Raw genomic sequence first — 25,021 nt, forward strand, 5'->3', positions numbered from 1 at the left:
CGGCTTGCGGCGTGATGTGGGATCATTCGTTTGCGGCGCTCGTCGCCGCCATCAGGAAGCGCGTCGGCGGTATTTGTTGCTTTGCAGCAATCCCGGCGCGGCGGAACAGCGCGTCGAGTTTGTCGGTGGCGACGCCGCGCACGATCGGGATCAGATTCGACTGGCTGGCGAAGGCATAAGCCGCGGCCGACGCCAGCCCACGCTCGGCTTTGACGTCGAGGAAATTGCGCAACCGGTATTTGTCGCGGACATGGCGCTCGTGGCGCCGCAAGGCGGCCTTCGAGCGCTCCGGAAGGTTGTCGAGCGCCAGCAGCGCCAGGTCGGCATCGGCAAGACGCTTCAAATCCTGCGTTCGATGGCGCCCACTCAGCGAATCGGCGCGGACGATCGCGCCATAGCCGCAGGACTTGATGACCTTGAAGCGCGCCCCGCGGGCGACAGCGCGCGCATAGAGTTCGTAATCTTCGCCAAGACGCAAGCTTTCATCGTAAGCCAGCCCATGCCGTTCGAGAAAACCCCTGCTGATTACCGGCTTCAGGAAACCGAGCTCGCCGCGCAGGACGCGGCGGCGCGAGATGTTGCCGTCGATGAAGCGCTCGAAATCGAGAAATTCCGGATCGGCCGCGAAAGGCGGCGCGGCGACCTTGGCAAAGTCTGTCGCGGCATCGTCGCGGATCAGCATGATGTTGTCGGCCGCGAAATCCCAGTCGGTGCTGGCGAAAAGCCGGCGGAAGCGGCCTTCGAGGAAGAAATCGTCGGCGTCGAGAATGCTGATGAAAGGCGATCTTGAAGCCCGGATAGCGGCGTTGCGCGCGGCGGAAGGACCGCGATTGACGTCGAGGCGGATGACGGCAAGCCGGCCGCTGCCGTCGTCGGCGGCCAAAGCCACGTCGCGGGTGTTGTCGGTGGAAGCGTCGTCGACCACGACGACTTCGGCGACTTCCCTCTCGCGCAGCGCCGAAGCGATGGCGGCGGGGATCGTGCGCGCCGCATTGCGGGCGGCGATGATGACGCAGACCCCCAAGGTCGCCATCGGGCTCGTCACAGGCGTCGTCACGGGCATGGGCTCACCTTTCGCTTGCATGAGTGGCCGCCCCGCCCACGATTTTGATCATTTCGCTCCGCGCCGGCTCAATCGTGGCCGGGCGCTCGAAGATGCGCCGGCTGAGGTCGGCGGAGGCAGCCCAGCCGGCTTCAGCCAGGTAACGGACCGGCTCGCGGCCGCAGAGCTCCCACAGCACATGGCGGCGCTGCGGCCAGCGCAGCGACGCGAGCCAGGGCGCGACCACCATGTGGAAGAGATCGGCGTTGTCGATGCGCGCCAGAATGCGGTCGGCGCGATCCGAAAGCAGCGTACCGGCGGCGCCGAGCAGCACGTCGGCGGCACGCAACCCCAAGAGCAGCGTGTCCGCCAGGCCCTGCTCGGCGGCGTGGTCGAGAACCATCCGCTGCTCGGCTTCGCTCAGGCGGCTGGCGCTGGCCCTGACGTCGCAGACATAGCCGGCGCAGGGCTCGCGGTTGAAAAAGGCCTTGGCGACGCTGATCGCAGACAAAAGCAAGGTGTCGGCCGCCGAGATGATCGGCATGGCGGCGCCGGCCACCGCGACTTCGCGCTTGCGGCGCAGGAAGCCGTCGATGTCGCGGGGGCTGGGCGACCCCGGCTGCTGGAGACGGTGGTGGAGGTCGACGGTCGAGGCCCTCGTGCCGTCTTCGCGAACCATATGCTGCTCGCCGAGGAAGCGCACCCACCAGACCGAACGCGACTTGCCGGCAACCTCATAGCCGATCGTGCGCAACGCATCGCGGGCCCTGGCGAAACCGGTCGGCGAAACCAGTATGTCGACATCGCCGGATGGCTTCATGAAATGGTCGCCATAGAGCAGATGCTGCTGCAGCGGCCCCTTGAGGAAGACGAAATCGACCCGGCTTTCGCGCAGCACGCGATCGATGGCCATCGAATCGCCGATGCAGGCGGCATTCATCGACATGGTGCGCCGGCGGTAGCCGTCGAGCCAGGCAGGCAACTCCGCTGGCGCGGCATTCCCGGGCGTATGCGCGAGCGCCTTGAGCAGGAAGACGGCGACCTTGTTCAACCTGGCGATGTCGGCGACATTGGCCGCCGAGATTGTTGGGGCTGCCGAGATTGTTGGGGCTGCCAAGATTGTTGCGGCTGCCGAGATTGTTGGGGTCGCTGAGATTGCCGGGGCCGACGAGATTGTCGGCGCGGGCATGTCGGCCCGGCCGCCCGTGATGTCGACGCCTGGCGCGAAAAACAGCCTCAGGCAGGCCTGCACATAAGCGACTTCGTCAGCGCAGCCGGCGGCGCGCAGCCTTTCATAGGAGCCATCCTGCATCGCCATGCCCGATGTCGTTCTCCGCAAAATGCCGCCCGCGCGGTTTATACCGCACCTGCGAAGAAAAGCATCGGGAAAATTGACGAGATCGCCCAAAACCGGGCAGAGGCCGGCTCGTGACTGCAACCGCAGCGTTTAAAACCGCTGCACGCTCAATCACTTTTGAAGACAAAACCGGATATGCCAACGCGAGCCGGAACGTGGCGATTTCTTGCAGCAAATTCTTCGCATTTGCGAAATGAATTTCTCGCCTAGCAAATTATCATAATTAAATCAGATGCTTATTTAAACGGCAAAGACCTACGGTTGAATTCGTGGACGGCTGAGGTTTAGGATGACGGCGCCTACACCTTGATTACCAACGAAGGCGAGCGCAACCAAGAATTGATTAATGCTTGGTAAATCAGGCTTGACTCATGGATGGTGCCGTGCAGCAATCGCATTGCAGCATAGCGATATGCTGGCGGCAGCCTGCAGCCGCTTCCAGTCCTTAATTGGAGAGTAAAATGGAACAGAATGTTGAAAAGCATGAGTACGAAACCCCCAGCCTGACGGTTCATGGTTCGATTGAAACGATCACGCAGGGCGGTGCTGGCACGACGGCGCTCGACGCGAGCTTTCCCGCGCACACGCCGATCGGCGAGCTGACTTTCTCTTAAAGCTTACAGGTATCCGGGAGTCGAAGTTGGGGCTCCGGGTGTTCTCCAACAGGTGAGCCCGGGGGGCTTTTGTCCCCCGGCTTCCTGCCGGGGATCGTCGGCAACCGATCCACGGCAACGTCTGACGGCGCGGCGGGCCAGCAACGAGGTTTTAGGATGCACTGGAACCCTTCGGACGATGACCGCGTCGTCGCGACCAACGAGGCGGTGGCTTGTGAATTCGGCGCCGGACTGGCGCTGCTCCACCTGAAATCCAATGTCTATTACAGCCTGAACGGCGTCGGCGCCTTCATCTGGGAGCAGATCCAGGAGCCGCGATCGGTCCTCGATATCCGCAGCGCCGTGCTTGCGCGCTACAATGTCGACGCCGAACGCTGCAAGGCCGATGTCGAGGGCTTGCTCAAGGGGCTGAGCGAAGCAGGGCTTGCGAGGCTCCACAGTGAGGAACTGGTCTAGGCTCCGCTCGCTGAGCGGCCAGGAAATGCTGTTTCTGGCGCGCTGCCTGACGGTGGTGAGCGCGGTACGGCTTGCGCTGACGCTGTCTTCCTACAACCGTGTCCGCAGCCTGGTGACGCGGCTGGACGCCGGACGCGATGCCAGCATCGCCGACCTGCGGCGTGTCGCATGGGGCGTCGCCGCCGCGGCGCGGCTCGTGCCAGGCGCCAGCTGCCTTACCCAGGCGCTGGCTGGACAGTATCTGCTCGCGCGCCAGGGCAGCGCCTCGAAGATCAGCATCGGCATCGAGAAAGGAACGGGCAGCGAGTTCAAGGCGCATGCCTGGCTGATGAGCGGCAACCACATCGTGCTTGGCGGCTCGATCAAAGGATTTGCCCATCTGGTCGACCATGGGTCGTGAGCGATGAGCGGCGTCGCAGGAATCGTGCTCAGCGACAATGACCGGCCCGCCGGGGCCGGCGATATCCAGCAGATGCTTTCGCGCATGCGCCACCGCGCCCGCGACGGCAACTCGTGGTGGACGGAGGGCAGCGTGGCGCTCGGCCACGCCTGGCTCGACACGACCGGCGAGGATGGTCCCGGCCCACTGACGATGGCCGGCGGCAAGCTCGCCATCACCGCAGACTGCCGGCTGGACAATCGCGACGAGCTTCTGGCGCGGCTCGGCATGCGCGACCGGTCGATCGCCGACGCGGTGCTCATCATGCGCGCCTACCTCAAATGGGGCGAGGCCTGCCCGACCTATCTGCAGGGCGATTTCGCCTTCGCCATATGGGACGGCGAGCGCCAGGCGCTGTTTTGCGCGCGCGACCATTTCGGCGTCAAACCTTTCTACTATCATTCGACCGGCAGGCGCTTCGCGTTCGCCTCGGAGATCGGGCCGATCCTTGCGCTGGACGGCATCGGCAGGCGCCTCAGCGAGCACCAGATTTCCGGCTTCCTCGCCGGCCTGCCGGACGATCCGCAGGCCACGCCCTACGCCGAGATCTTCCGCCTGCCGGCACGGCACGGCATGACGGTCGCAGGCCACCAGGTGGTGCTGCGGCGCTACTGGCAGATCGAGCCGTCGCAACGGCCGCCGCGCTCGGACGCGGCCGAGGAATTCAGGCATCTCTTCGCGCAATCGGTGGAGAACCGGATGCGCGGCACGCCGGCCGTCGGCGCCATGCTGAGCGGCGGGCTCGATTCCTCCTCGATCGCTTGCGTTGCTGGTCTTCGCGCGGCCGCGCAGCGCAACCCGAGGCTCAAGACCTTCTCGCTGGTTTTCGACAAGGGCTCGTCGATGGACGAGAAGCCGTTCATCGATGCGGTGCTCGACGGCAATCCGCTCGACGCCACGCTGATTGCGGTGAGCAATTACGCGCCCTTCGCCGAGTTCGAGCGCATCCTGGAGGAGCAGGAGGGCACGTTCCTGGCGCCCGGCCTGTCGTTGACGCGCGACCTTTACCGGACGGCGGGCGCAAAAGGCGTCAAAGTGCTTCTCGATGGACATGGCGGCGACGAGGTCGTCTCGCAGGGCCATGGACACCTTCACGAACTCGCCAATGCCGGCCGGTGGCTCGAGTTGTGGCGCGAATTGCACAGCGCTGCGAACACCTATGGCGAGGGCATGCTCTCCCTCTACTTCAAGTTCCTGACCATCTACGGACCGGCCTGGCGGATCGCCCGGATGCGATCGATGGCCCGACGCCTTGTCGGCAAGGTGCGGCAGCGGCCGGCATCGGCACCGCGCGCCTGGGCGGGCCTGGTCAATCCGGACCTTGCCAGGCGCACCGATCTTGCGGAGCGCTTTCATCGCAGCGGCTACATGTCCGCCGCCGTCAGCGCCAGCGAAGCGCTGACGCATCGCTGGCTTCTGTCCACCGGGCTGGTGCCGCATGCCTTCGAAGTGCTCGACAAGGCCGCCGCCAATTTCGGCGTCGAGCCGCGCTATCCGTTCTGGGACAAGCCGCTCGTCGAATTCTGCCTGGCGCTGCCCGGCGAGGAAAAGCTCAAGGACGGTTTTGGCCGCCATGTGCTGCGCCGGGCGATGCAAGGCGTTCTGCCGCCGGCGGTGCAATGGCGGCGCGACAAGATCGATTTCACCGCCAACCTGGTCAGGGGCATGCTCGGCAACCACCGCGAGCTACTGGACAAGCTTTTGATATCGGACAGCGAGTGGATCGCGCCCTATGTCAACCTGCCTGAAGTGAACGCGGTTTATGAGCGCATGCTGCGCCAGCCCGAGCAGGCGACGCTGCCCGACGTCCAGCATGTCTGGCGCTCGGTTTCGCTGTCGCTGTGGCTGCGGCAAATCCAAGGAAGCCCCGCATGAACCTTCCGATCGCTTCCCTAGAGCATGATCCCGAAAAGTGGGAACCGGTTTTCGGAGAAAGATCATGCCCTAACAAAGAGTTAGACCGTGATGGCGATTCAACGAAACGCCATAACGGTCTTGCGCAGCCCGAACCAGCCACCGAGACGACGGCGCCGGGCGGACGCGTCCGCCATTTCTACAGGGCCTATGGGCTGGTCGTCAGCTCGGAAGTGGCCTTGCCGGAACTGGAACCGATGGCGCCGGCGACACCCGACCTCGATATCGCTATCGGGCCGGTCGACTTTCCCGACGGCGCATCGCTGGGCGCCGCGGCGTTCCGGTTCGAGGCGACGCGCCAATATCTTTCCTGGCAGGCGGTCGGCACCTTCATGATCAGCGACGCCAAGCGGATCGATGTCGATCCGGCGCTGGGGATCGACGACCCGCTGCTCGCCTTTCCGCTGCTCGGGCCGGTGATGGCGCTTGCCCTGCATCGGCGCGGGCTGCTCGTCCTGCATGCCAGCGCCATTGCCGTCGGCGGCAGGAGCGTGATCTTCATGGGCGACAAGGGCGCCGGCAAGTCGACGACGGCGGGCGCGATGATCCGCGCCGGTCACCGCCTGCTCACCGACGACGTCGTGGCGCTGGATTTGTCCGATCCTGACCGGCCGATGATCCTGCCCGGATTTCCGCAGCTCAAGCTCGCGGCGGACGCGGCCAGCGCCATTCGCCTCGAGCAGGCGGAAGTGCGTCCGCAGGTGCATCCGCAGATCGACAAGGCGCAGCATCGGCTGCATGACGGATTTGCCACCGAGGCGGTGCCGGTATCGCGCATCTATGTGCTCGAACGCGGCGGGCGGGCGGCGATCTCGCCATTGATCGGCGCCGCCGCGTTGCCAGCGATCATCAAATTCTCCTATGTCACGCGGTTCGGCCGGCAGGCGCTGCCCGGCGATCTTGCCGCCGCGCATCTTAGCCAATGCGCGCAGGTCGCCGGCCGGGTCGGCGTCAGCCGCCTCGAAGTGCCGGCCGGACTCGCCCGGATCGACGAAGCGGTCGCCGCGATCGAAACCGACCTGGCGTCCGGAACGAGGTGAGCCAGGGCATGGGCTGGTCCTCGAAGTTTCGCCTGTCGCTTTTCCGGGACATCGCCGGTTTCGGCGCCATGATGGCGCATGTCGGCGGACGGCGCACGGCGACGGCGCTTGCCTTCCTGATCCTGGGCAGTCTCACCGAAGGCATCTCGATCCTTCTGCTCGTTCCGCTGCTGCGCCTGATCGGCAAGCCCGACCAGGACTATGCGGTGCGGGTGCCGGAGGCCTTGCATTGGCTGGTGCCCGGCGGAACGCTGTCGCTCGCGACCGTGCTCTGCCTGCTCGTCGCGCTGGTGGCGCTGCAAGCGACGTTCAACCGCTTCAAGTCGGTCTACATGGCTCGGCTGCTCTACGACTTCGTCAACCGCGTGCGCATGAACCTGTTCGAGAGCGTCGGCAAGGCGCGCTGGGGCGTTTTCACCCGCATCCGCGGCTCCGATCTCGACCATGCGCTGAACGGCGATGTCGACCGAGTGCAGGTGGCCGCCTTCTCGCTGCTGATGCTGACCCAAGCGACGCTGCTTCTCACCGGCTATCTCGTGGTCTCGCTGTTCATCTCGCCGGTGATGACGTCCTTCGCCATTTTCATCGGCCTGGTGCTGCTGGTTGCGCTGCAGCCGTTCAGGGCGCGCGCCAGCGCCTATGGCCGCACCCTGACCGGCAATCGCCAGGATCAGTACCGCACGGTCTCCGAGTTCCTCGGCGGCATCAAGGTCGCCAAGAGCCTGAATGTCGAGGCAAGCTATTTTGCCGAGCTCGGCGCGACGCTGGACAAGATGAAGACCGACAACATCGCCTTCGTCCGCAACAGTTCGCTCGGCACCGCCCTGTTCCAGGTTACGAGCGTGATCGGGCTCAGCCTCTTCATCTATGTCGCGCTGGTCCGTTTCCACCTGTCGCTGGCCGAGATCGTCGTGCTGCTCCTGGTCTTCATGCGGGTCGCGCCGCGCTTCATGGACATGCAGCTCCAGACCCAGCAGGTGCTGATCAACCTGCCGGCCTATGCTTCGATGAAAAGCCTCCAGGCCCGCTTCGATGCCGAGCGCGAGCCGGAAGAAAGCATGGCCGAACAAGGGGCAAGACTGTCTCTCGAGACCGGCCTCAACATCCGCGATGTGGCATTCGCCTATGGCGAGGGCGACGGCAAGCCGGTGGTCAGCGATATCACCTTCGGCCTGCCGGCCGGCAAGGTGACGGCGCTGATCGGCCCTTCCGGTTCCGGCAAGAGCACGATCGCCGACATGCTGCTCGGCCTGCTCGAACCGACCGCGGGACGCATCCTGGCCGACGGCGTGGAGATCACGGCGCAAAATCGCAGGGCCTGGCGCGATCGGGTCGCCTATGTGCCGCAGGACGTGTTCCTGCTGCATGACACGATCGCCGCCAATTTGCGCCTTGCCGCGCCCGCGGCCAGCGACGAAGAACTATGGGCGGCCTTGCGCAACGCCCATGCGGCCGATTTCGTGGAGCGCCTGGCATTGCGGCTGGAGACGGTGGTGGGCGACCGCGGCGTCCGGCTTTCCGGCGGGGAGCGGCAGCGCATCGCCTTGGCGCGGGCGCTGCTGCGCAAGCCTTCGCTGCTCATCCTCGACGAGGCGACGAGCGCGCTCGACTGGCAGAATCAGTCGCTGATCGCCCAATCGATCGAGGCGCTGCGCGGCCAAATGACGATTTTGACCATCGCGCACCGGCCGTCGATGATTGCCTTCGCCGACTGGGTGGTGGCCATCGAGAACGGACGCATCGTCGAGGTCGGACAATATCGGCGGCTGAAGGCAAAGGCCGGCAGCCGCCTTGCCAGGATGCTGTCCGGCGAGCAGGCCGAGCGCGAAGGCGCGTCATCGGTCGAGACGGGACTGGTCCCGGCGCCGGTCGAACGTTCAGTGGAGGCTGCGTCTGGCGCTTAGCTTTTCGCCGTCGGCGACCTTGTTCAGGATCGTGCCGCGGTCAGCCTCGCGGGCCTTGTCGGCCGATGTCGGCGTGGTTCCGCCAATCATGGCAAAGACGAGGAGGAAATAGCCGGCCTGGATGATGACGGCACAGACGACGGCGCGAAGGAGGATGGTACCCGCCGACGCGCCATCGAAATAAGACCAGCCGATGACGATCGCGAGCGCGAAGATCATCCCGACGATGAATTTTGGCAGAGACATGTTCGCCGGCCTCTCAACCGAGACGAGCATGCAGAAGCTGCGACTTACCCACCCGCGTAACTCCCCGTTGCGCCAAAGAGCTTTTTCTGGCTGCCCTATCCGGCCGGTTGCTTCCGACCTTCCTTACCCATGCAGACTATGACAGGAACAATTTGCGACTCTATTAAGGCGGGTCGGCCGGAGCAAGGCCGTGCAGGTATGGTTTCCAACGATTTTACGAGATCGACTCTGCCATGCTGCGTCGCACACTCTGGCTCCGGCAGCTATTCAATTAGCCGCCTGCCGCTTCAGTAAAACTCGCCACTTTGATTAGTATTTTATCTGAATAACTTACCATGGCGAGTGCTTCCGACGGCGCGCAACCGCGTTTCTTCTGCAGCAAAGAATGCACTGTCCAAAAATGGCCTAAAAGGCGGACTACATTTTCCTGGTTCGCTCTCACCTTGTCATAAACGTGCCACAAAGGTGAAAATTTGGGCAGGGCAGGTTTATTATTTAGTCAATTCATGACGTGAGCATTTCAGTCCGATGGGAAATTGTGTGTTGCGCTGCAGCATTTTTTTGATATCTTGTCGTAAACCATCCGTTCAACGTATGGAGCTTCTGCATGAGGGACGTCGCCAAGTCGGCTAATGCGGGTTTTGCGCAGGTCGGCGTTGATTTTCCACCCCCCATCGGCGGTCTGCTCAAACGCAGTTTCGATATCGTCGGTTCCCTGGCCGGGCTGATCCTGCTCAGCCCGCTTTTCCTAATGGTCGCGCTGCTGGTCAAGCTTTCGGACAACGGTCCGATCTTCTATGGCCACAAGCGCATCGGCCGCGGCGGCAGGATTTTCTCCTGCCTCAAATTCCGCACCATGGTGCCGGATGGCGAGCGCGTGCTCGCTGCGTATCTGGCGGCCAATGCCGATGCCAACGCCGAATGGATCGCGACACGCAAACTGAAGAACGATCCACGCGTCACCCGCGTCGGGCAGGTGCTTCGCAAGCTCAGCCTCGATGAACTGCCGCAGATCCTCAACATCCTGCAGGGCGACATGAGCCTTGTCGGCCCGCGCCCGGTCGTGCGCGACGAATTGGAGATCTACGGCAGTGCCGCGGTCTATTACTTGAAGTCGCGTCCGGGCTTGACCGGGTTGTGGCAGGTCAGCGGCCGCAACGACGTGTCCTACGACACGCGCGTCGCCTTCGATCGCCACTATGTCGAGAACTGGTCTTTGTCCGAGGATATTCGCATCATCTTCAAGACCGTTCCTGCCGTGTGGATGTCACGCGGCAGCTATTGACCGACGGGCCTGCTCCGCCAGATTCGGGGCAGGCATCCGGCAGTGATCTCATCGGGTGGATGGGGCCAAAGCGAATCGGAAACGTATTTGACAAAAAACCCCTTCGGACTGTCTTACGCCTGCAGTCTCCTGTCCAAGACGACGGCCCGCTTCGCGGGCGCGTTGCTTGTTGCGGCGTCGCTCGCGATGCCGCAGCTGGCCGCCGCCGGCGATTATCAGCTTGGCCCACAGGACAAGCTCAACATCCGCGTCGCCGAATGGCAGACGGTCGACGGCACGTTCCGCGACTGGTCAGCCCTCAATGGCGAATATTCGGTCGGCCCGAGCGGGACGCTCTCGGTGCCGTTCGTCGGCGACATGCAGGCCGCCGGCAAGACGACGGCGGAAGTCGCTTCGGCGATCGGGCTGGCGTTGCAGCGCAAGCTGGCGCTGCCCGACAAGCCGGAAGCCTCGGTCGAGATGGCGCAGTTCCGGCCGTTCTATATTTCCGGCGAAGTCCAGAACCCCGGCCAGTTTCCCTTCGTGCCCGATCTGACGGTGCTCAAGGCAGTCAGCATCGCCGGCGGCATAAGGCGCAACGCCGATTACGGCCCGCAGCTTGGGAAGGATCTGGTTACCGCCAAGGGCAGCTTCGATATCTATGACGATCAGCGCATCCGCCTGCTCGTCAAACGAGCCAGGATCGATGCCGACCTTGCAGGCAAGACGACTTTCGAGGTGCCTAAGGAAATCGAGGGGGGCGATCCGAAACTGGCGACCATCGTCGCCGACGAAACGGCGATCCTGGTCTCCGACCAGAAATCGCTGAAGCTGAAGCTCGATGCGCTCGACGATTTGAAGGGCGTTCTGCAGTCGGAAATCGAATCGCTGCAAAAGAAGATCGCCAACCAGCAGAAGCAGGTCGATCTGGCCGAGAAGCAGGCCGAAAGCATCGGTCCACTGGCGCAGAAGGGCCTGGTTGCCAATGCGCGCCTGCTTTCCTCGCAGCAGTCGGTCACCGACCTGCAGGGCAAGATCCTGGATTACGAGACGGCCATCCTCACCGCCAAGCAGTCGATCAGCAAGGCCGAGCAGGACGCCATCGATGCCAGGAACTCGCTGAATTCCACCCTTACCGCCAACCGGCAGCAGGCCGAGGCCGACCTGAACGAGGCGACGTTGAAGGCCGGCATGCAGAAGGGCCTGATCGCGCAGGCGTCGGACCCCGCGACGGCGGCCAGCATCACCGGAGATGAGGAGCCGGCCCTGCTCTATTCGCTAGTGCGGGTTGCCGACGGCAAGACGAGCGAGATCGAAGCCAAGGAAGACACGCCTGTTCTGCCGGGCGACGTGATCAAGGTGAAGCTGGCGCCGACGGCCAGCCAGTAGCGCCGCCGGACCGAAGCTTGCCCGAAGCGAGCCGGGAACCGGAGGCGGGAGGGACAAGCCAGGCTCGTTCGCGTTGCGGCGCGGGCGGGCGATCTGTTTTGGACCGCTTGAAGGCATAACATGCAGCCCGCAGCCCAGCGTCACGTCTATCTGAATCTCGACGCCATCCGCGGCGTGGCGGCGATCAGCGTCATGCTCTACCATTTCTCGCCGTTCCTGGCCGACGGCAAGGTGCTGCCGTCGAGCTATCTCGCGGTCGATCTGTTCTTCCTGCTCAGCGGATTCGTCATCGCGCATGCCTATGACCGCAAGATCGAGAACGGCATGGGCTTCGGCTCCTTCGTGGCCATCCGCCTGATCCGGCTCTATCCGCTCTATCTCGCCGGCACGCTGCTCGGCTTCTTCTACCTGCTGGTCAAGAACAGGCTCATGCCGGCCGAATACATGCCGCTGTCCGAGATCGGCATGCAGCTGACGACCGGCATGCTCTTCATCCCGCTGGTCAGCGACGCCTATCACACGATCTTTCCGCTCAATCCCGCTTCGTGGTCGCTGTTCTTCGAACTCATCGTCAACATCGCCTATGTCGCGGTCTTCGCGCTCCTCTCGCGGCGGGTGCTGACGGGGATCGTCGGCGCCAGCCTCGTGCTGCTCGTCGTCGCCTCGATCTTCGCCGGCACGCTCGATTTCGGCATGACTGGCAAGACCATCCTCAGCGGCCTGCCGCGCGTAACTTTCTCGTTCTTCCTGGGCGTGCTGCTCTGCCGATCGATGGAGCGCTGGCAGGGCAGCCTCGGCTTCCTGCGGCGCGGCTTCTGGGTCGAAGGCGTGATCCTGCTCACGCTTGCCGTCTTCGCCATCGCTCCGGCCGGCGGCGCGCGCGTCGTCTACGACCTCGCCGCCATCGTCATCGTCTTCCCGCTCATGGTGATGACCGGCGCGGTGGCACCGACCGCGCCGCTTCTATCAGGCTTCTATGGCTGGCTCGGGCGGATTTCCTACCCGATCTACATCATTCATACGCCGATGCTGATGATCATCGCCGGGGCCGGCAAGGCCTTCTCGATCGATCCGTTCGCGCATCATCCCTGGTTCGGCATCGTGATGGCGGCCTCGGTCGTCGTCATCGCCGACATCGCCACGCGCATCTATGACGAGCCGGTGCGGCGCTTCCTGCAGCGGCAGATGCAGCGCGCGCGGGCCGTGGCGTAGCGGTTCGTCGCACAAGAAGGGCTCAACGGACAAAATCCGGTATGAAGATTCCGAAATCCATTCTGATCGATCCCTATCGCAACGAGACCTACGGCACTTTCGCCGTCGCGGTTTCCATGCTCGCCTTCGCCTACTCGCCCAATTTCGGCCAGATCCTGATCCTCGCCTACTACGCCGTCTGGCTGCCGCTGCTGTTCGTCGATTACCGGCGCTTCACCTGGAAGCTCTCCAGCGCCTGGCTGCCCATTCTGCTTGCGGCCTATGTCTGCTTCTCGGTGTTCTGGTCCCAGGCGGCAGGCATCAGCGCGCGCGCGGCGGTGCAATATTCCTCGCACATCGTCTGCGCCTATGTCACGGCGCGCACCATCAACGTGCGCACGCTGGTGGTGGGCTCGCTGATCGGCATCTTCTTCGTTCTGCTCTATTCACTGAAAGTCGGCGCTTACGCGCTCGACACGATCGACGGCACGGTCAATTTCGTCGGCGCCTTCGGCTCCAAGAACCAGATCGGCTTCTTCTCATCGCTCGGCATCTTCTTCTGCCTTGCGTTCCTGGCCTTCTACCGGCGCAACTGGCTGGGCTTCGTCTGGACCGCGCCGATCATGCTGTTGTCGGTCTACATGCTGGCCATCGCCCATTCGGCAACGTCGGTGGCCTCGCTGCCGGCGGTGATCGGCATCGTGGCGCTGCTCAGCATGACCAAGGTGCTGTCGCTGCGCTATCGCCGCGTGCTGTTCATCGTCGGCGCCGGCGCGCTGGTGACAGGGGTGGTCGCGGCGCTCAACCTCGGCCTGCTGGATGTCGTGCTCGGCATCTTCGGCAAGGATTCGACGCTCACCGGCCGCACCTATCTGTGGGAGCAAGGTTGGGAGGCGGCGCAGCAGCATCCGCTGCTCGGCTATGGCTATGCCGCCTATTGGGTGCAAGGCTTTGCCGATCCGGAACGGCTGTGGGCGGAATTCTACATCTCGACCCGCTCCGGCTTCCACTTCCACAACACCTATGTCGAGACACTGGTTGAAATCGGCTTTATCGGCGTCACCTTGCTGGCGCTGGTCATCCTGCGTTCTTTCTACGGGCACGTGTCGAAAGTGGTGTTCGGCGACTGGAACGCCGATTCGGTGGTGCTTGCCGGCGCGATCGGCCTGATGCTGATCCGCTCCTTCTTCGAGGTCGAGATGCTCGGCCCCTACTTCATGGCATCCTTCATCGTCTACTATGGCCTGTTCAGCCTGACCCCGTTGCCGGCTTTCCGGCGCCGCAGAGTGGCCATTCCCGCCGAGGACGAGAGGCATGCCAGCGGCCGTATGCCGGCTCCGGTCTGATCAGTGCGACGCAGCCGCGGAGCGCGCGACCGCGGCCTGGATGAGCCGGTCGGCCAGGATCGCCAGGAAGGCAATCGACAGGCCGGCGATCAGGCCCATGCCGGCATCGGCCTTGCCGAGCGCGACATAGACCGCCTGGCCGAGATCGCGCGTGCCGACAAGGGCGGCGATCGCCAGCATCGAGAGCGCCGCCATGATGGTCTGGTTGAGGCCGAGCATGACGACGGGAAGCGCCAGCGGCAGCTTGGCGTGCAGCAGCGTCTGCATCGGCGTCGCGCCCATCTGCTCGACCGCCTCGACGACATCGGCGCGCACATGCCGCAATCCATGCTCGACATAGCGGATCGGCGGCACGATGGCGTAGAGCATGATGGCGATCAGCGCCGTGAACTCGCCGACCTTGAAGAACATCAACGCCGGGATGAGGAAGACGAATTGCGGCATGGTCTGCAGCGCGTCGCAGATCGGCTTCAGGATGCGCGAGACGCGGTCGCTGTGCGCCGCCCATGTGCCGAGGGCGCCACCGACCAGAAGGCAAAGAAGGACTGCCAGCGTGCAGAGATAGAGCGACTGCACCAGTTGCGGCCACAGGCCGTTGACCAGGATCAGCCCGAAGCCGGCCAGCGCGAAGATACCGAGGCGATAGCCCGCCACCTGACCGGCAAGCAAGGCGACGGCAAGGATGAAGACAGGCCAGGGCAGATCGAGAAAGCCGGTGTAGAGAACAAGGCCGGCGGCGACCACGGCGACCGCTGCCCGCCAGCCGAAACGGCACAGGGCCAACCCAGCCAAGGCCGCCACCAAAACCACATAGACGGCCAGTACCGACGGCGGCAGGGTGAAGCCCCATATTGCAGGCGTCGCCGCGCCCGAAATGCCGACGCGCATCGGCAAAAGCAGGCAATAGAGCACGGCATTGCGCACGCCGTTGAAGAACCAGGCATAGTCGCGCACGAGTCCCAGCAGCCACTGGTTGACGGCGCCCATCTGCATGCGCAGCCCGGTTTCCGGCAGGAGCGTCGCATCGGGCGCGGCAAGCCGGATGACCACGGCCAGAGCCAGCGCGACCGCCAGCGACACAGCCAGCCGGCGCGGCGTCATCCAGCGCATGGCCCGCGTCGGCCCGGTCTCCGGCGCCTTGGCGAAGCCGATGGTGAGACGGTCGATGAGGATGGCGAGCAGCGCGATCACCAGGCCGGAGAGGATGCTCTGGCCGAACTCGGCCTTGCGCATGGAAGACAGGACCTCCCAGCCGATATCCTCGAAGCCGCCGATGATGGCGGCGACGATGACCATCGACAGCGCCGCCATCGTCGTTTGGTTGAAGCCGACGAGAAGCTGCGGCAGTGCCGTCGGCACCTCGACCTGCCAGAATTGCTGGCGGCGCGTGCAGCCGCTCATCAGGCCGGCCTCGCTGATCGCCGCCGGCACGCGGTCGAGGCCGAGCATGGTGTTGCGCACCATCGGCGGCGTCGCGTAGATTGCCGAGGCGATCAGGCCCACCACCGGGCCGAAGCCGAACAGAAGCAGCAGCGGGATGAGGTAGGCGAAAGCCGGCACCGTCTGCATCAGGTCGAGCGCGCCGAGCAGCGCAGGACGCCAGTGCGGGCGAGCGTAGCCGAGAACGCCAAGCAGGAAGCCGAGCACGGTCGAGATCGGCACGGCAAGCAGCACCAGCGCCAGCGTGTTCATGCTCTGCGGCCAGTAGCCGGCAAGCAGGATATAGGCGAGCGTGGCGAGCGCGAAGAGCGCCAGCCGCTCGCCGCTCGATTTCAGCGCCAGCGCGGCGACAGCCAGCATCACCGCCGGCCAGGGCAACCAGGCGAGCGCCAACCGCGCGCCGCGCATCGGCGCATCGAGCAAGGCGGAGAGTGCCCGGAACCCGGGCTGGATAACGGCGACGACAACGTCGGTCACGACGTTGATGTAAGTGGCCAGCGGCAGCGTCCATTCCTTGGGGAAACTGACCAGCCAGGGAAGCTCGGTTTTCAGCAGCAGGCAAAGCACCGTCAGCACGGCCAGGCCGCACCAGGGGACAAGGGCCGGCGCGATGGCGATCCTTTGCGGGGGTGGTGCGATCGCGGCCGGCGCCGTCATGAGCGCGTGCGTCTTGCCTGCTCGCGCTCCAGCACGGCAAGCACCGCGCCGGCGCTGAGCACCGCCGGCGGGCCGTCGCCGGCGCCGGGCACCGCGAAGGCCGTCACGCCGGAGGCGAGCTGAGGGATAAGCGCCTCGAGGCTGGTGTCGGCGGCGATGCTCCGCTCCGGCAGCGCGGCGCCATCGGCCGGCGTGGCAATGTCGCCAGCCGTGATGACGCGCAGCAGCGGCATGTCCTCGGTGAACTGCGCGACATAATCGTCGGCCGGATTGAGCACGATGTCGGCCGGTCGACCGATCTGCACGATCTTGCCCGCCCGCATGATCGCCAGCCGGTCGGCCAGGCGGAAGGCCTCGGCGATGTCGTGGGTGATGAAGATGATGGTCTTCTTCAGCATGCGCTGCAGGCGCAGGAACTCATCCTGCATCTGCTTGCGGATCAGCGGATCGAGCGCCGAGAACGGCTCGTCGAGGAACCAGAGCTCCGGGCCCACCGCGAGCGAGCGGGCGATGCCGACGCGCTGCTGCTGGCCGCCGGAGAGCTGATGCGGGAGGGACGCCTCGCGGCCTTCGAGCCCGACCAGCGCGATCATCTCGCGGGCGCGCGTCTCCCGTTCCTTCGCCGACTTGCCCTGGATCTTCAACGGGAAGGCGACATTGCCCAATACACTCAGATGCGGCAGCAGGCCGAAATTCTGGAACACCATGCCCATGGCGTGGCGGCGCAGTTCGATGAGCTGCTTGCCGCTGGCGGCGAGCAGGTTCCTGCCGTCGAGCAGGATTTCGCCAGCGCTCGGCTCGACCAGGCGCGACAGGCAGCGCACCAAGGTCGACTTGCCGGAGCCGGACAGGCCCATGATGACGAATATCTCGCCGGTCGCCACTTCGAAACTGGCGTCGACCACGGCCGGCAGATGCGCCTCCGCACGCAGCCGCTCGGCCAGCGCGTCGGGATCGATGACATAGCCGCGCGAGTCGAAATAGTAGCCCGGGCGCCGGCCATAGACCTTCCAGACATTGCGGCAGGCAAGCTTGACCGGGCGCGCGGCAGTGTCCATTCCTATCGACCCGTGCCGATCGCCCGCCCGGCTCCGCGCATTGCGGAAACCGGGCCCGTGTTGCCCTTGGCCTTTGTCAGGCACATCGGCGAATTATCCCTTGGCGGCGTCGAGCCAAGGTTTCCACACCGCCTCGTTCTTGTCGATCCATTCCTTGACGACGGCGTCGAGGTCCTTGCCCTGCTTGTCGACGGCCAGCATCATCTTCTGCTGTTCGGTCGCATCCATCTTGAAGGCTTTCAGGAAGGCGTAGGCTGCCGGCCATTTGGCGCCGAAGCCCGACCAGACGATCTTGTCGACGTCCGGAGGCGTGATGCAGTGCTCGTTGGTCTGTTCCTTGCAGGGCGGCATCGTCACCCAACCCACATCGCTCTCGGCCAGCGCGTAATGCGGGCCCCAGAACATCATGATCAGCGGCGTCTTGGCCGCCTCGGCCGCTTCCAACTCGGCGACCAGCGCGCCTTCGGAACCGGATGGCACAGCGGTGTAAGGCATGTTGTTGTCGGCTAGGATGGTGGCCGCGCGCGAACCCCAATCGGCTGGATAATCAAGGAAGCGGCCGTTGGGCGCCGTCTCGGGCGTCGCCAGCGCCTGCACGCATTCTGGCTTGTTCAGCGCATTCCAGTCTGGCAGGCCCGGGCAGACCTTCTCCATGAATTTGGGGTAGATCCAGCCTTCCTGCGTCTTCAGGTCGAGCTTGCCGATGTCCTCGATTTTCTTCTCCGCCAGCACCTTCGGATAGATGTCGCCGACATTGTTGAGCCAGATTTCGACCGAGGCGCTGAGCGAGCCGTCGGCCAACCCCGAGAATTGCGGGAAGTTGCCGGCAGTGACGTATTCGACGTGATAGCCGAGCTTCTCCAGAAGCTGCCCCGCGATGTGGGTCGAAACATGCGCGCCCGTCCATTCCAACATCGCGAGCTTGATCGGCTCGTCCTTGGCGCCGAGATCGGCGCTTTGGCCGGCCGTCGTCGCGGCAAACATCAGCGCGAGGCCGAGACCGACCCCCTTCAAGGCAGTTTTCATTCTCATGTCAGTTCCCCTAGCTGGTTGATAGCCCTTCTTCTACGCCGGCCTTCTCCCATGAGGGCCGGGATCCACTCCCTCGTCCGACGCTACCACAATGCGCCGCCAGTGATCTGGATGTTTTCCATGGTAATCCCCTTGGCCAGGTCCGTGCAGAGGAAGACCGCAAGTGCTGCAATCTCTTCCGGCTGCATCATGCGCCCCTGGGGGTTGCCTTTCCTGAATTCGTCCATCAATTCCTCGGCGCTGCGGCCCTTGCCTTCGCGCTCGACGACCTGCGCCACATTGCGGCGCATCAGCTCGGTCTCAACCCAGGTCGGACTGATCATCACGCAGGTGACGCCATGCGCAGCGCCTTCGAGCGCGACGCAACGGGTGAGCCCAAGCAGGCCGGCCTTGGAGGCGCAATAGGCGGGATTGTCCTTCCAGCCGACGGAAGCCGCCGTCGAGCCGACGTTGACGATCCGGCCCCAGCCGCGCTCGATCATGCCGGGCAGGACGGCGCGCGTCGCGCGAAATGCGCCGGTGAGATTGGTGTCGACGATCTTGTCCCACAGCTCGTCGGAATGGCCGCAGACCGGCTGCTCTGCCGTGGTGCCGGCGGCGTTGACCAGGATATCTGCCTGGCCGATGGCCGCCTGCGCTTCGGCGAAGAAGAGGTTGGTGAGCGCGCTGTCGCGCACGTCGAGATGGGCGGCATGCACCTTGGTGCCGTAAGCGGCAAGCGCCGACTTCACGCGCTCGATCTCGTCGGTGCCGGGATAATAAGCGGCGTCCGCCCTGCCCGGCTGCGGAGGCGCCACATAGGAACCGACGGCGACATTGGCGCCTGCTTTGGCGAGCGCCGTGGCGATGGCAAAACCCATGCCCGAAAAGCCGCCGGTGACGATGGCGCCGCGGCCGGTGAGGTTGGTCATCGCAAGCGGTCTCCGCGTTCACACTGCAAGATAGCCTCCGTCGACCACCATTTCGGAGCCGGTGACGAATTTGGATTCGTCCGAGGCGAGATAGAGGACCATGAAGGCGATGTCGTTGGGTTCGCCGAGGAAGCCAATGGGGTGGCGCGACAAGGCCTTGGCCTTCTCCTGCTCGAGCGTGCCCAGATCGCGCAGGTAGTTTTCTGTCTGCGGCGTCCAGATATAGCCGGGATGGATCGAGTTGCAGCGGATGCCGTAGCGCTGCTCGGCGCAATGCACCGCAACAGCCTTGGTCAAGGTGCGCACGCCACCCTTGGAGGCGCAGTAGGCGGCAAGATCCGCCTCACCGATGATGCCGTCTATGGAGGAGAGATTGACGATCGATCCGCCACCGGATTTCTTCATCAGCTTGATGCCTGCCTGGCAGCCGAGGAAGACGCCGTCAAGGTTGATCGCCATGGTGCGCCGCCATTCGGCGAGTGTCGTGTCTTCGATGTTCCGGGCAATGGCAATGCCGGCATTGTTGACCAGTACGTCGAGCCGGCCGAAGCGCTGCTCGACCGCCGTCATGACGGCGGGCCAGTCTTCGGGCTTCGACACATCATGGCGCAACGCCAGCGCCTCGCCGCCAGCCTTGACGATCTCCGCCGCCGTATCGCCGGCGAGCCTCTCGTCGATGTCGCTGACGACCAACTTCGCGCCTTCCGACGCCAGAAGGAGCGAAGACGCCCGCCCGAGGCCGAGACCGGCCCCGGTTACGAGCGCCACCTTGCCTGCGACGCGACCCATCTGCGGCATCAGCCTCCCACTCTGTTGACGCAATTCCGGACGGAAAACCGCTTCACGCTTTTCCTGGAATTGCTCTCGTTGACGACTCCAGCGGCTTGCCGAGCCAGTCGCGATAAAAGCCTTCGAGATCCGGCTCGAAATCGTGAACGATCGGATAGCCGGGCGCAGCCGCTTCCACCTCATGCAGCGTGCCGCATTCGGGACAGATGAATTCGCGGATTTCCATCCAATCCGGATCCGGCAGGTCGCTGTTGGGGTAGATCTCGCGCAGCGTCTCCTCCGTGTCGCGCACGATGATCGCGGCCTTCAGCTTCCAGTTCCTGCGGTAGTCGCCGAAGGAGTGGCCGCATTCGCATTTCGTCACCCGTTCGTCGCCGCTCTGGCAGATGAAAAGATGGTCGCCGACCGGGAGCAGGATCGGATCCTTCCAGCCGACGCGGTCCTGCAGCACCGCGACATATTTGAAGAAACGGTCGTCGTCCTTGTAGGCGCTCATGATGCGGCGCGTCTGCGGCCACGGCAGCGTGCCGGCAACCAGATCGGCGATGACTTCCTTGCTGTATGAGGTCATGGTCCTTACTCCACGCCGAAGGTCGATTTGGCATCGACATCCCAGAAGGTCGAAAAGTCCTTGGTGAAGCGCGGCGAGAGCTTGATGGCGCTGGCATACATCTTCTTCACCTCGGGCGCGAAACCGGCCGCCTTCACCCGCTCGCGCTCCTTGGCCATCCATTCCGAAACCGGCCTGGCGTGCGCCAGGCGCTTTGCCCGCATTTCGGCGCGATGGCGCTTGGTGGCTTCCAGATTGGCGACCGGGAACCCCTCCTCGTCCTCGTCGAGCACGATGCCGAAGATGCCTTCGGCCGCTTCCCTGGTGAGGAAGCCGTTCTCGACGTCCCGGGCGGTCTTGACGGGATCGCGCTCCAGCACGTCGCCGTAACCGCCGCCGCCATTATAGGAGTGGGTGAAGACGTCACCGGTCTTGTGCGGCGCAGTGATGTACGGCCCTTCCAGCGTCACATGCTCGCCTTCCAGCCGCACTTCCAGCTCCGAGCGGTAGGGATTGGTGCCGGTGTGGTGCGCCAGCGGCGCGCCATTTTCGGCCAGCTCGAAGATGTTCGAGTCCCGCACCGCGCGATGCTTCTGGCAGGTCGGCGCCGGATAGCCGCCGCACAGCCCACCATTGTCGAAGACGCGCGAGGAATGCTCGGAGGTCACCAGCCTGAGATGATCGGTCTTGGAAACCAGCCAGGTCGACAGGAAGGAACAGCCGCCGCGATATTTGCCGGCGCCGCCGGAATTGGGAACGATCGACCTGCCGATATAGAGCATCGGCATGTTCTGTTCCCAGATCTCGATGTTGCCCATGTCGGATTCCGGATTCCAGCCGACATAGGCTGTGTCCAGCCCGTCCTTGATGGCCAAGGCGCCCGAGCCAGCGGCGGCGCATTCGAAATGCGCCATGCCGAAGGGCGTGCCGTACTGGCTGGTGCCGCCCATCTCGATCATCGGGCTGTTGACCTGGCCGACAAAGGCTTCCTCGACGAAGCCGCGCGCGATGAAGGAGCGCGACAAGAGCCGCTGGAAGACGCCATAGGCGGGCAGCAACAGCGCCCAGGAGGTGGCGGTCGCCACCATCTCGTTGTCGGGGTTGGTCCAGGTGCCGTGCGGCAGCTTCAGCTCGGTCGCCATCCATGCGCCGTCATTGACCAGGCCCTCGAAGTTCATGTGCTGCGTCAGCGTCACGAACATGCCGCCATCCATGCCGGCCGGCGTGCAGTTCATCGAATGATAGCCCCAGGGCTGCGTGCCCTCGAAGTCCATCTTGATCTTGCCGTCGCTGGTGATCTCCATCTCGATCGGGATGTTGTAGAGCCAGTCGGGATCGCCGAGCGGCTGGTAGCCGGGCTTGCCCTTGGTGACGTGGCCGTAAAAAGTGTGGCCGCGGTAGATGCCGGGCACCGTGAGCTGGCGCGTGCGGGCGAGCTGAGCGCGCCGGCCTTCCTCGATGAACTCCTTCGACACCTGCATCCAGTAGTCGAGGCCGATCTCGTCGATCAGCGCCTTGACGCTTTCGCGCATATCGATGCAGGAGGCGACCTTGGCCTTCTCGTCGAGCACCCAGTAGATCGGCATCCTGAGATTGCGCTCGCAGCGGATGACGTAGTCGCGCCGCAGTTCGTCGTTCTGGCCGACCTTTTCGGCGCAGACGAACAGGCCTTCGGTAAAGCGCTCCTGGGCGAGTGCCACGTCGCCGCCGGGCGTGATGCCGCCGGCTTCGAGCTCGTGGCAGACGGCACCGGCCCAGCCGACGAGCTTGCCGGAATGGAAGATCGGCATGACGTCCATCACGTCCGGCACCTGCACGGTGCCGATGAAGGCGTCGTTGTTGGCGAAGATGTCGCCGTCGCGGATCTGCGGATTTTCCTCGTAGCCGTTGCGGATCATCCATTTGATGAAGCGGCTCATCGTGTGCACATGCACCATGATGCCGTTGGAAAGCGCGATCGCGTCGCCTTCCGGCGTGTAGATGGCGACGACCATCTCGCCGACCTCGCGCACGCCGGGCGAGGCGGAGATGCGGCGCGCCATCTCGCGCGCCGAGACGCAGTAGGCGCGCAGCTTGGTGTGCAGCGTCTCGAATTTCAGCGGGTCCTGGTTGCGCAGCTGAAGCTCGGTGATGCCGTCATAGCAGCCGGTCTCTTCCATCAGCCGTTCGGATTCGATCAGCCGTTCGCGGATGCGCAGCGCAGAGGCGGGTTTGTCCAGCATGGCGTTCGCCCTTCTCAAGCGTGGGTGTAGTGGAGCAGCGTCCATTCGTCGACATGGACCCGGTCCTGCGGATGGACGACGAGCGTCGTCGCCGGATGTTCGATGATGGCCGGGCCGATGACCTCGTGACCGGGTTGCAGCAGGTCCATCTCGTAGAGATTGGCCTTGTGCCAGCGGCCGCCGATATAGGCCTCGCGCACGTCCTTATGGGCAGACGCCGGATCCGACTTGCCGAGCGGACGCTTGACCAAAGTTGGCTTCACCTTGTCGGCGGTGGCGATCAACCCGAGCTCGGTGATCGAGAAGCCAGCCTCGCCATAGCGCGAGACGCGATGGTTGACCTTGGCGTAGACCGCCTCGAACTCGGCGATGATCCTGCGCATGTCGTCGGCGGAGTGAATCGCCGACAGCGGCGCCATCACCTCGACGTCTTCCAACTGGCCGGTGTAACGCATCATCAGGAACGGCACGGTCTTGATCTTGGTGAGCGCGTGGCCGTCGGCGACCATTTCGTCGACCGCGGCCTTGGTCAGGTCGTCCCAGACGTTGGTGACCTTCTTGCCGAAGGCGACCAGCTCGTCATCGCTTGCCCGCGCGCCGATGTCGATCTGGGTCGATACCGAATGGCGGCGCATGAAATCGGCGGTAGTGCAGCCGAAGGCCGAGAAGGCGGCGGCGAACTGGAAGGTGATGATGTCCTTGAAGCCGATGCCCCTGGAGCAGCCGGCCAGATGCAGCGGCCCCGAGCCGCCGTAGGACAAAAGCGTGAATTCCGAAGGATGGATGCCCTGGCCGGAAATGACGCGGCGCAGCGCGTTGTTGGCGTCGGCCTCCAGCATGTCGATCATGCCTTCGGCCGCTTCCTCGACACCGACGCCGAGCACCCGGGCGCATTTTTCCTCGAACGCTTTCCTCGCCTTCTCGACCTGCAGCACGACCTTGCCGCCAAGGAAGTAGTGGGGGTTCAGGCGGCCGAGGATGGCATCGCAATCGGCGATGGTCGGTTCGGTGCCGCCCTTGGCGAAGCAGATCGGTCCGGGATCGGAGCCGGCGCTTTCCGGTCCCAGCGAGACCTTGCGGGTCAGCGGATCGACCTTGAGGATCATGCCGGCGCCGGCGCCGATCGTGTCGAGATGCAACGTCGGCACGTTGAGCTTGAAGCGGTCCATCAGCGGTTCGTTCTCGATGCGTGTCTGGCCGCGCGTGATGACGCCCATGTCGAAGGACGTGCCGCCCATATCCGAGCAGATCAGCGAGTCGTTGCCGATCAGATTGCCGACATAGGCGGCGCCCAGGATGCCGCCGATCGGCCCGGAGATCATCGTCTCGTGCAGGCGCGGATGGTTGATCGAGGTCAGGCCACCGAAGGAGAGCAGCGTCTGCACGCCATATTTGAAGCCGTATTTCTTCGAGACGGCCTCGATGCCCTTCAACTGCTTGCGGCCGCGCGAGGTGGCGTAGGCCTCGATCAGCACCGAGTTCAGCCGCGACTGCTCGCGGATCACCGGGCGCACCTCGTGGCTGGTGTAGACGAGGATGTCGGCGCCGGCGGCAGCGATCTCCTCGCGGCAGATTTCGGCGATGCGCTTCTCATGCGCCGGGTTAACGTGCGAGAAGACGGTCATGATGCAGATCGCCTCGACCTTGTCGGCGATGAGCTTCTTGGCGGCGGCATGCACCTCGTGCTCATAGAGCGGCAAGATGACGTCGCCGAACTGGTCGATGCGCTCTGTCACGCCATGCGTGCGGCGGCGCGGCACCAGCGGATCGGGATGATGGTGGGTGACCGCGTGCAGGCGGTCGGCATAGGAATAATCCGCCCAGGCCTGCAGGCCGCGGCCCATCAGGATCATGTCCTCGAGGCCCTTGGTGGTGATCAGCCCGAGCCTGCGGCCGGTGCGCGACAACAGCGTGTTGAGCATGCCGGTGCCGGAATAGAGCACTACATTGACGCCGGAAAACAGATCCTGCAGCGAGATACCCCAGGCGTCCGCCGCATCCTCGGCCGAAGCGAGGAAGCCTTCGGCCTCGTTCTTCGGCGTCGTCGCCGACTTGCCGATCTTGAAGTGGCCGTCCTGATCCACAAGGATCGTGTCGGTCATGGTGCCGCCAGCGTCGATGCCGATGACGATTGGATTGGTGGTGATCTGGTCCACGGGT

Annotated in this window: 21 protein-coding genes; 10 read left to right on the forward strand and 11 right to left on the reverse strand. The window is 64.3% G+C overall.

Annotated features, from left to right (window positions below):
* Positions 1 to 22 precede the first annotated feature (22 nt).
* Positions 23 to 1,063 (reverse strand): glycosyltransferase family 2 protein, encoded by a 1,041-nt coding sequence (locus FJ430_RS01225; protein ID WP_226892032.1) that lies wholly within the window; start codon positions 1,061 to 1,063, stop codon positions 23 to 25.
* A 4-nt stretch (positions 1,064 to 1,067) separates the two neighbouring features.
* Entirely contained in the window at positions 1,068 to 2,360 is a 1,293-nt protein-coding gene (locus tag FJ430_RS01230; RefSeq protein WP_140702422.1) for a nucleotidyltransferase family protein, read from the reverse strand.
* Positions 2,361 to 2,860: 500 nt separating this feature from the next.
* On the opposite strand from FJ430_RS01230, the gene FJ430_RS01235 reads away from it, so the two are divergent.
* The 6 genes from FJ430_RS01235 to FJ430_RS01260 all read left to right on the forward strand — a co-directional run bounded on the left by FJ430_RS01235 (position 2,861) and on the right by FJ430_RS01260 (position 8,766).
* On the forward strand, positions 2,861 to 3,013 hold the full coding sequence (locus FJ430_RS01235; RefSeq protein WP_127229803.1) for a lasso RiPP family leader peptide-containing protein: 153 nt from the start codon (positions 2,861 to 2,863) through the stop codon (positions 3,011 to 3,013).
* 156 nt (positions 3,014 to 3,169) lie between these two features.
* Positions 3,170 to 3,469, forward strand: coding sequence for a PqqD family protein (locus FJ430_RS01240; RefSeq protein WP_140702420.1), 300 nt, complete (start codon positions 3,170 to 3,172; stop codon positions 3,467 to 3,469).
* On the forward strand, positions 3,453 to 3,869 hold the full coding sequence (locus tag FJ430_RS01245) for a lasso peptide biosynthesis B2 protein (RefSeq protein WP_226892033.1): 417 nt from the start codon (positions 3,453 to 3,455) through the stop codon (positions 3,867 to 3,869). Before FJ430_RS01240 ends, FJ430_RS01245 begins: the two co-directional genes overlap by 17 nt.
* Positions 3,870 to 3,872: 3 nt before the next feature.
* The gene (locus FJ430_RS01250; protein WP_140702418.1) at positions 3,873 to 5,783 is read left to right on the forward strand and encodes a lasso peptide isopeptide bond-forming cyclase; all 1,911 of its coding nucleotides are present in this window, start codon (positions 3,873 to 3,875) and stop codon (positions 5,781 to 5,783) included.
* Positions 5,784 to 6,001: 218 nt separating this feature from the next.
* Entirely contained in the window at positions 6,002 to 6,862 is an 861-nt protein-coding gene (locus tag FJ430_RS01255; RefSeq protein WP_413467821.1) for a serine kinase, read from the forward strand.
* 8 nt (positions 6,863 to 6,870) lie between these two features.
* Positions 6,871 to 8,766, forward strand: a complete 1,896-nt coding sequence (locus FJ430_RS01260) for an ABC transporter ATP-binding protein (RefSeq protein WP_140702416.1) — start codon at positions 6,871 to 6,873, stop codon at positions 8,764 to 8,766.
* Here the strand turns inward: FJ430_RS01260 and FJ430_RS01265 are convergent.
* Entirely contained in the window at positions 8,740 to 9,012 is a 273-nt protein-coding gene (locus FJ430_RS01265) for an exopolysaccharide production repressor exox (protein ID WP_140650471.1), read from the reverse strand. The two genes, FJ430_RS01260 and FJ430_RS01265, sit on opposite strands and share 27 nt — an antisense overlap.
* A gap of 607 nt (positions 9,013 to 9,619) precedes the next feature.
* On the opposite strand from FJ430_RS01265, the gene FJ430_RS01270 reads away from it, so the two are divergent.
* From FJ430_RS01270 to FJ430_RS01285, 4 genes are all read left to right on the forward strand, one after another.
* On the forward strand, positions 9,620 to 10,297 hold the full coding sequence (locus FJ430_RS01270; protein ID WP_140650473.1) for a sugar transferase: 678 nt from the start codon (positions 9,620 to 9,622) through the stop codon (positions 10,295 to 10,297).
* Positions 10,298 to 10,483: 186 nt separating this feature from the next.
* Positions 10,484 to 11,665: a polysaccharide biosynthesis/export family protein gene (locus tag FJ430_RS01275; RefSeq protein WP_140644846.1), complete on the forward strand. Its 1,182-nt coding sequence runs from the start codon at positions 10,484 to 10,486 to the stop codon at positions 11,663 to 11,665.
* 120 nt (positions 11,666 to 11,785) lie between these two features.
* Complete coding sequence (locus tag FJ430_RS01280) at positions 11,786 to 12,877, forward strand: acyltransferase family protein (RefSeq protein ID WP_140702414.1); 1,092 nt, start codon at positions 11,786 to 11,788, stop codon at positions 12,875 to 12,877.
* A gap of 41 nt (positions 12,878 to 12,918) precedes the next feature.
* Positions 12,919 to 14,202 (forward strand): O-antigen ligase family protein, encoded by a 1,284-nt coding sequence (locus tag FJ430_RS01285; RefSeq protein ID WP_140702412.1) that lies wholly within the window; start codon positions 12,919 to 12,921, stop codon positions 14,200 to 14,202.
* Here FJ430_RS01285 and FJ430_RS01290 read toward each other — a convergent pair whose 3' ends face one another.
* The 8 genes from FJ430_RS01290 to FJ430_RS01325 form a co-directional block, all read right to left on the reverse strand.
* Complete coding sequence (locus FJ430_RS01290) at positions 14,203 to 16,299, reverse strand: ABC transporter permease (protein WP_140702410.1); 2,097 nt, start codon at positions 16,297 to 16,299, stop codon at positions 14,203 to 14,205.
* Entirely contained in the window at positions 16,296 to 17,357 is a 1,062-nt protein-coding gene (locus FJ430_RS01295) for a quaternary amine ABC transporter ATP-binding protein (protein WP_140702408.1), read from the reverse strand. The genes FJ430_RS01290 and FJ430_RS01295 overlap by 4 nt, the downstream gene beginning before the upstream one ends.
* A 93-nt stretch (positions 17,358 to 17,450) precedes the next feature.
* Positions 17,451 to 18,389 (reverse strand): ABC transporter substrate-binding protein, encoded by a 939-nt coding sequence (locus FJ430_RS01300; RefSeq protein WP_140702406.1) that lies wholly within the window; start codon positions 18,387 to 18,389, stop codon positions 17,451 to 17,453.
* 83 nt (positions 18,390 to 18,472) lie between these two features.
* Entirely contained in the window at positions 18,473 to 19,300 is an 828-nt protein-coding gene (locus FJ430_RS01305) for an SDR family NAD(P)-dependent oxidoreductase (RefSeq protein WP_140702404.1), read from the reverse strand.
* Between the two features lie 18 nt (positions 19,301 to 19,318).
* A complete protein-coding gene (locus FJ430_RS01310; protein WP_140702402.1) occupies positions 19,319 to 20,089 on the reverse strand; it encodes a glucose 1-dehydrogenase in 771 nt (256 codons plus the stop codon).
* 52 nt (positions 20,090 to 20,141) lie between these two features.
* Entirely contained in the window at positions 20,142 to 20,660 is a 519-nt protein-coding gene (locus FJ430_RS01315; RefSeq protein ID WP_140644792.1) for an acetone carboxylase subunit gamma, read from the reverse strand.
* Between the two features lie 5 nt (positions 20,661 to 20,665).
* Positions 20,666 to 22,861, reverse strand: coding sequence for a hydantoinase B/oxoprolinase family protein (locus FJ430_RS01320; protein WP_140702399.1), 2,196 nt, complete (start codon positions 22,859 to 22,861; stop codon positions 20,666 to 20,668).
* A gap of 14 nt (positions 22,862 to 22,875) precedes the next feature.
* Positions 22,876 to 24,963, reverse strand: a complete 2,088-nt coding sequence (locus FJ430_RS01325) for a hydantoinase/oxoprolinase family protein (protein ID WP_413467855.1) — start codon at positions 24,961 to 24,963, stop codon at positions 22,876 to 22,878.
* Positions 24,964 to 25,021: the final 58 nt, after the last annotated feature.

Origin of the sequence: Mesorhizobium sp. B2-8-5 (assembly GCF_006440675.2) — a bacterium.
Lineage (GTDB): Bacteria > Pseudomonadota > Alphaproteobacteria > Rhizobiales > Rhizobiaceae > Mesorhizobium.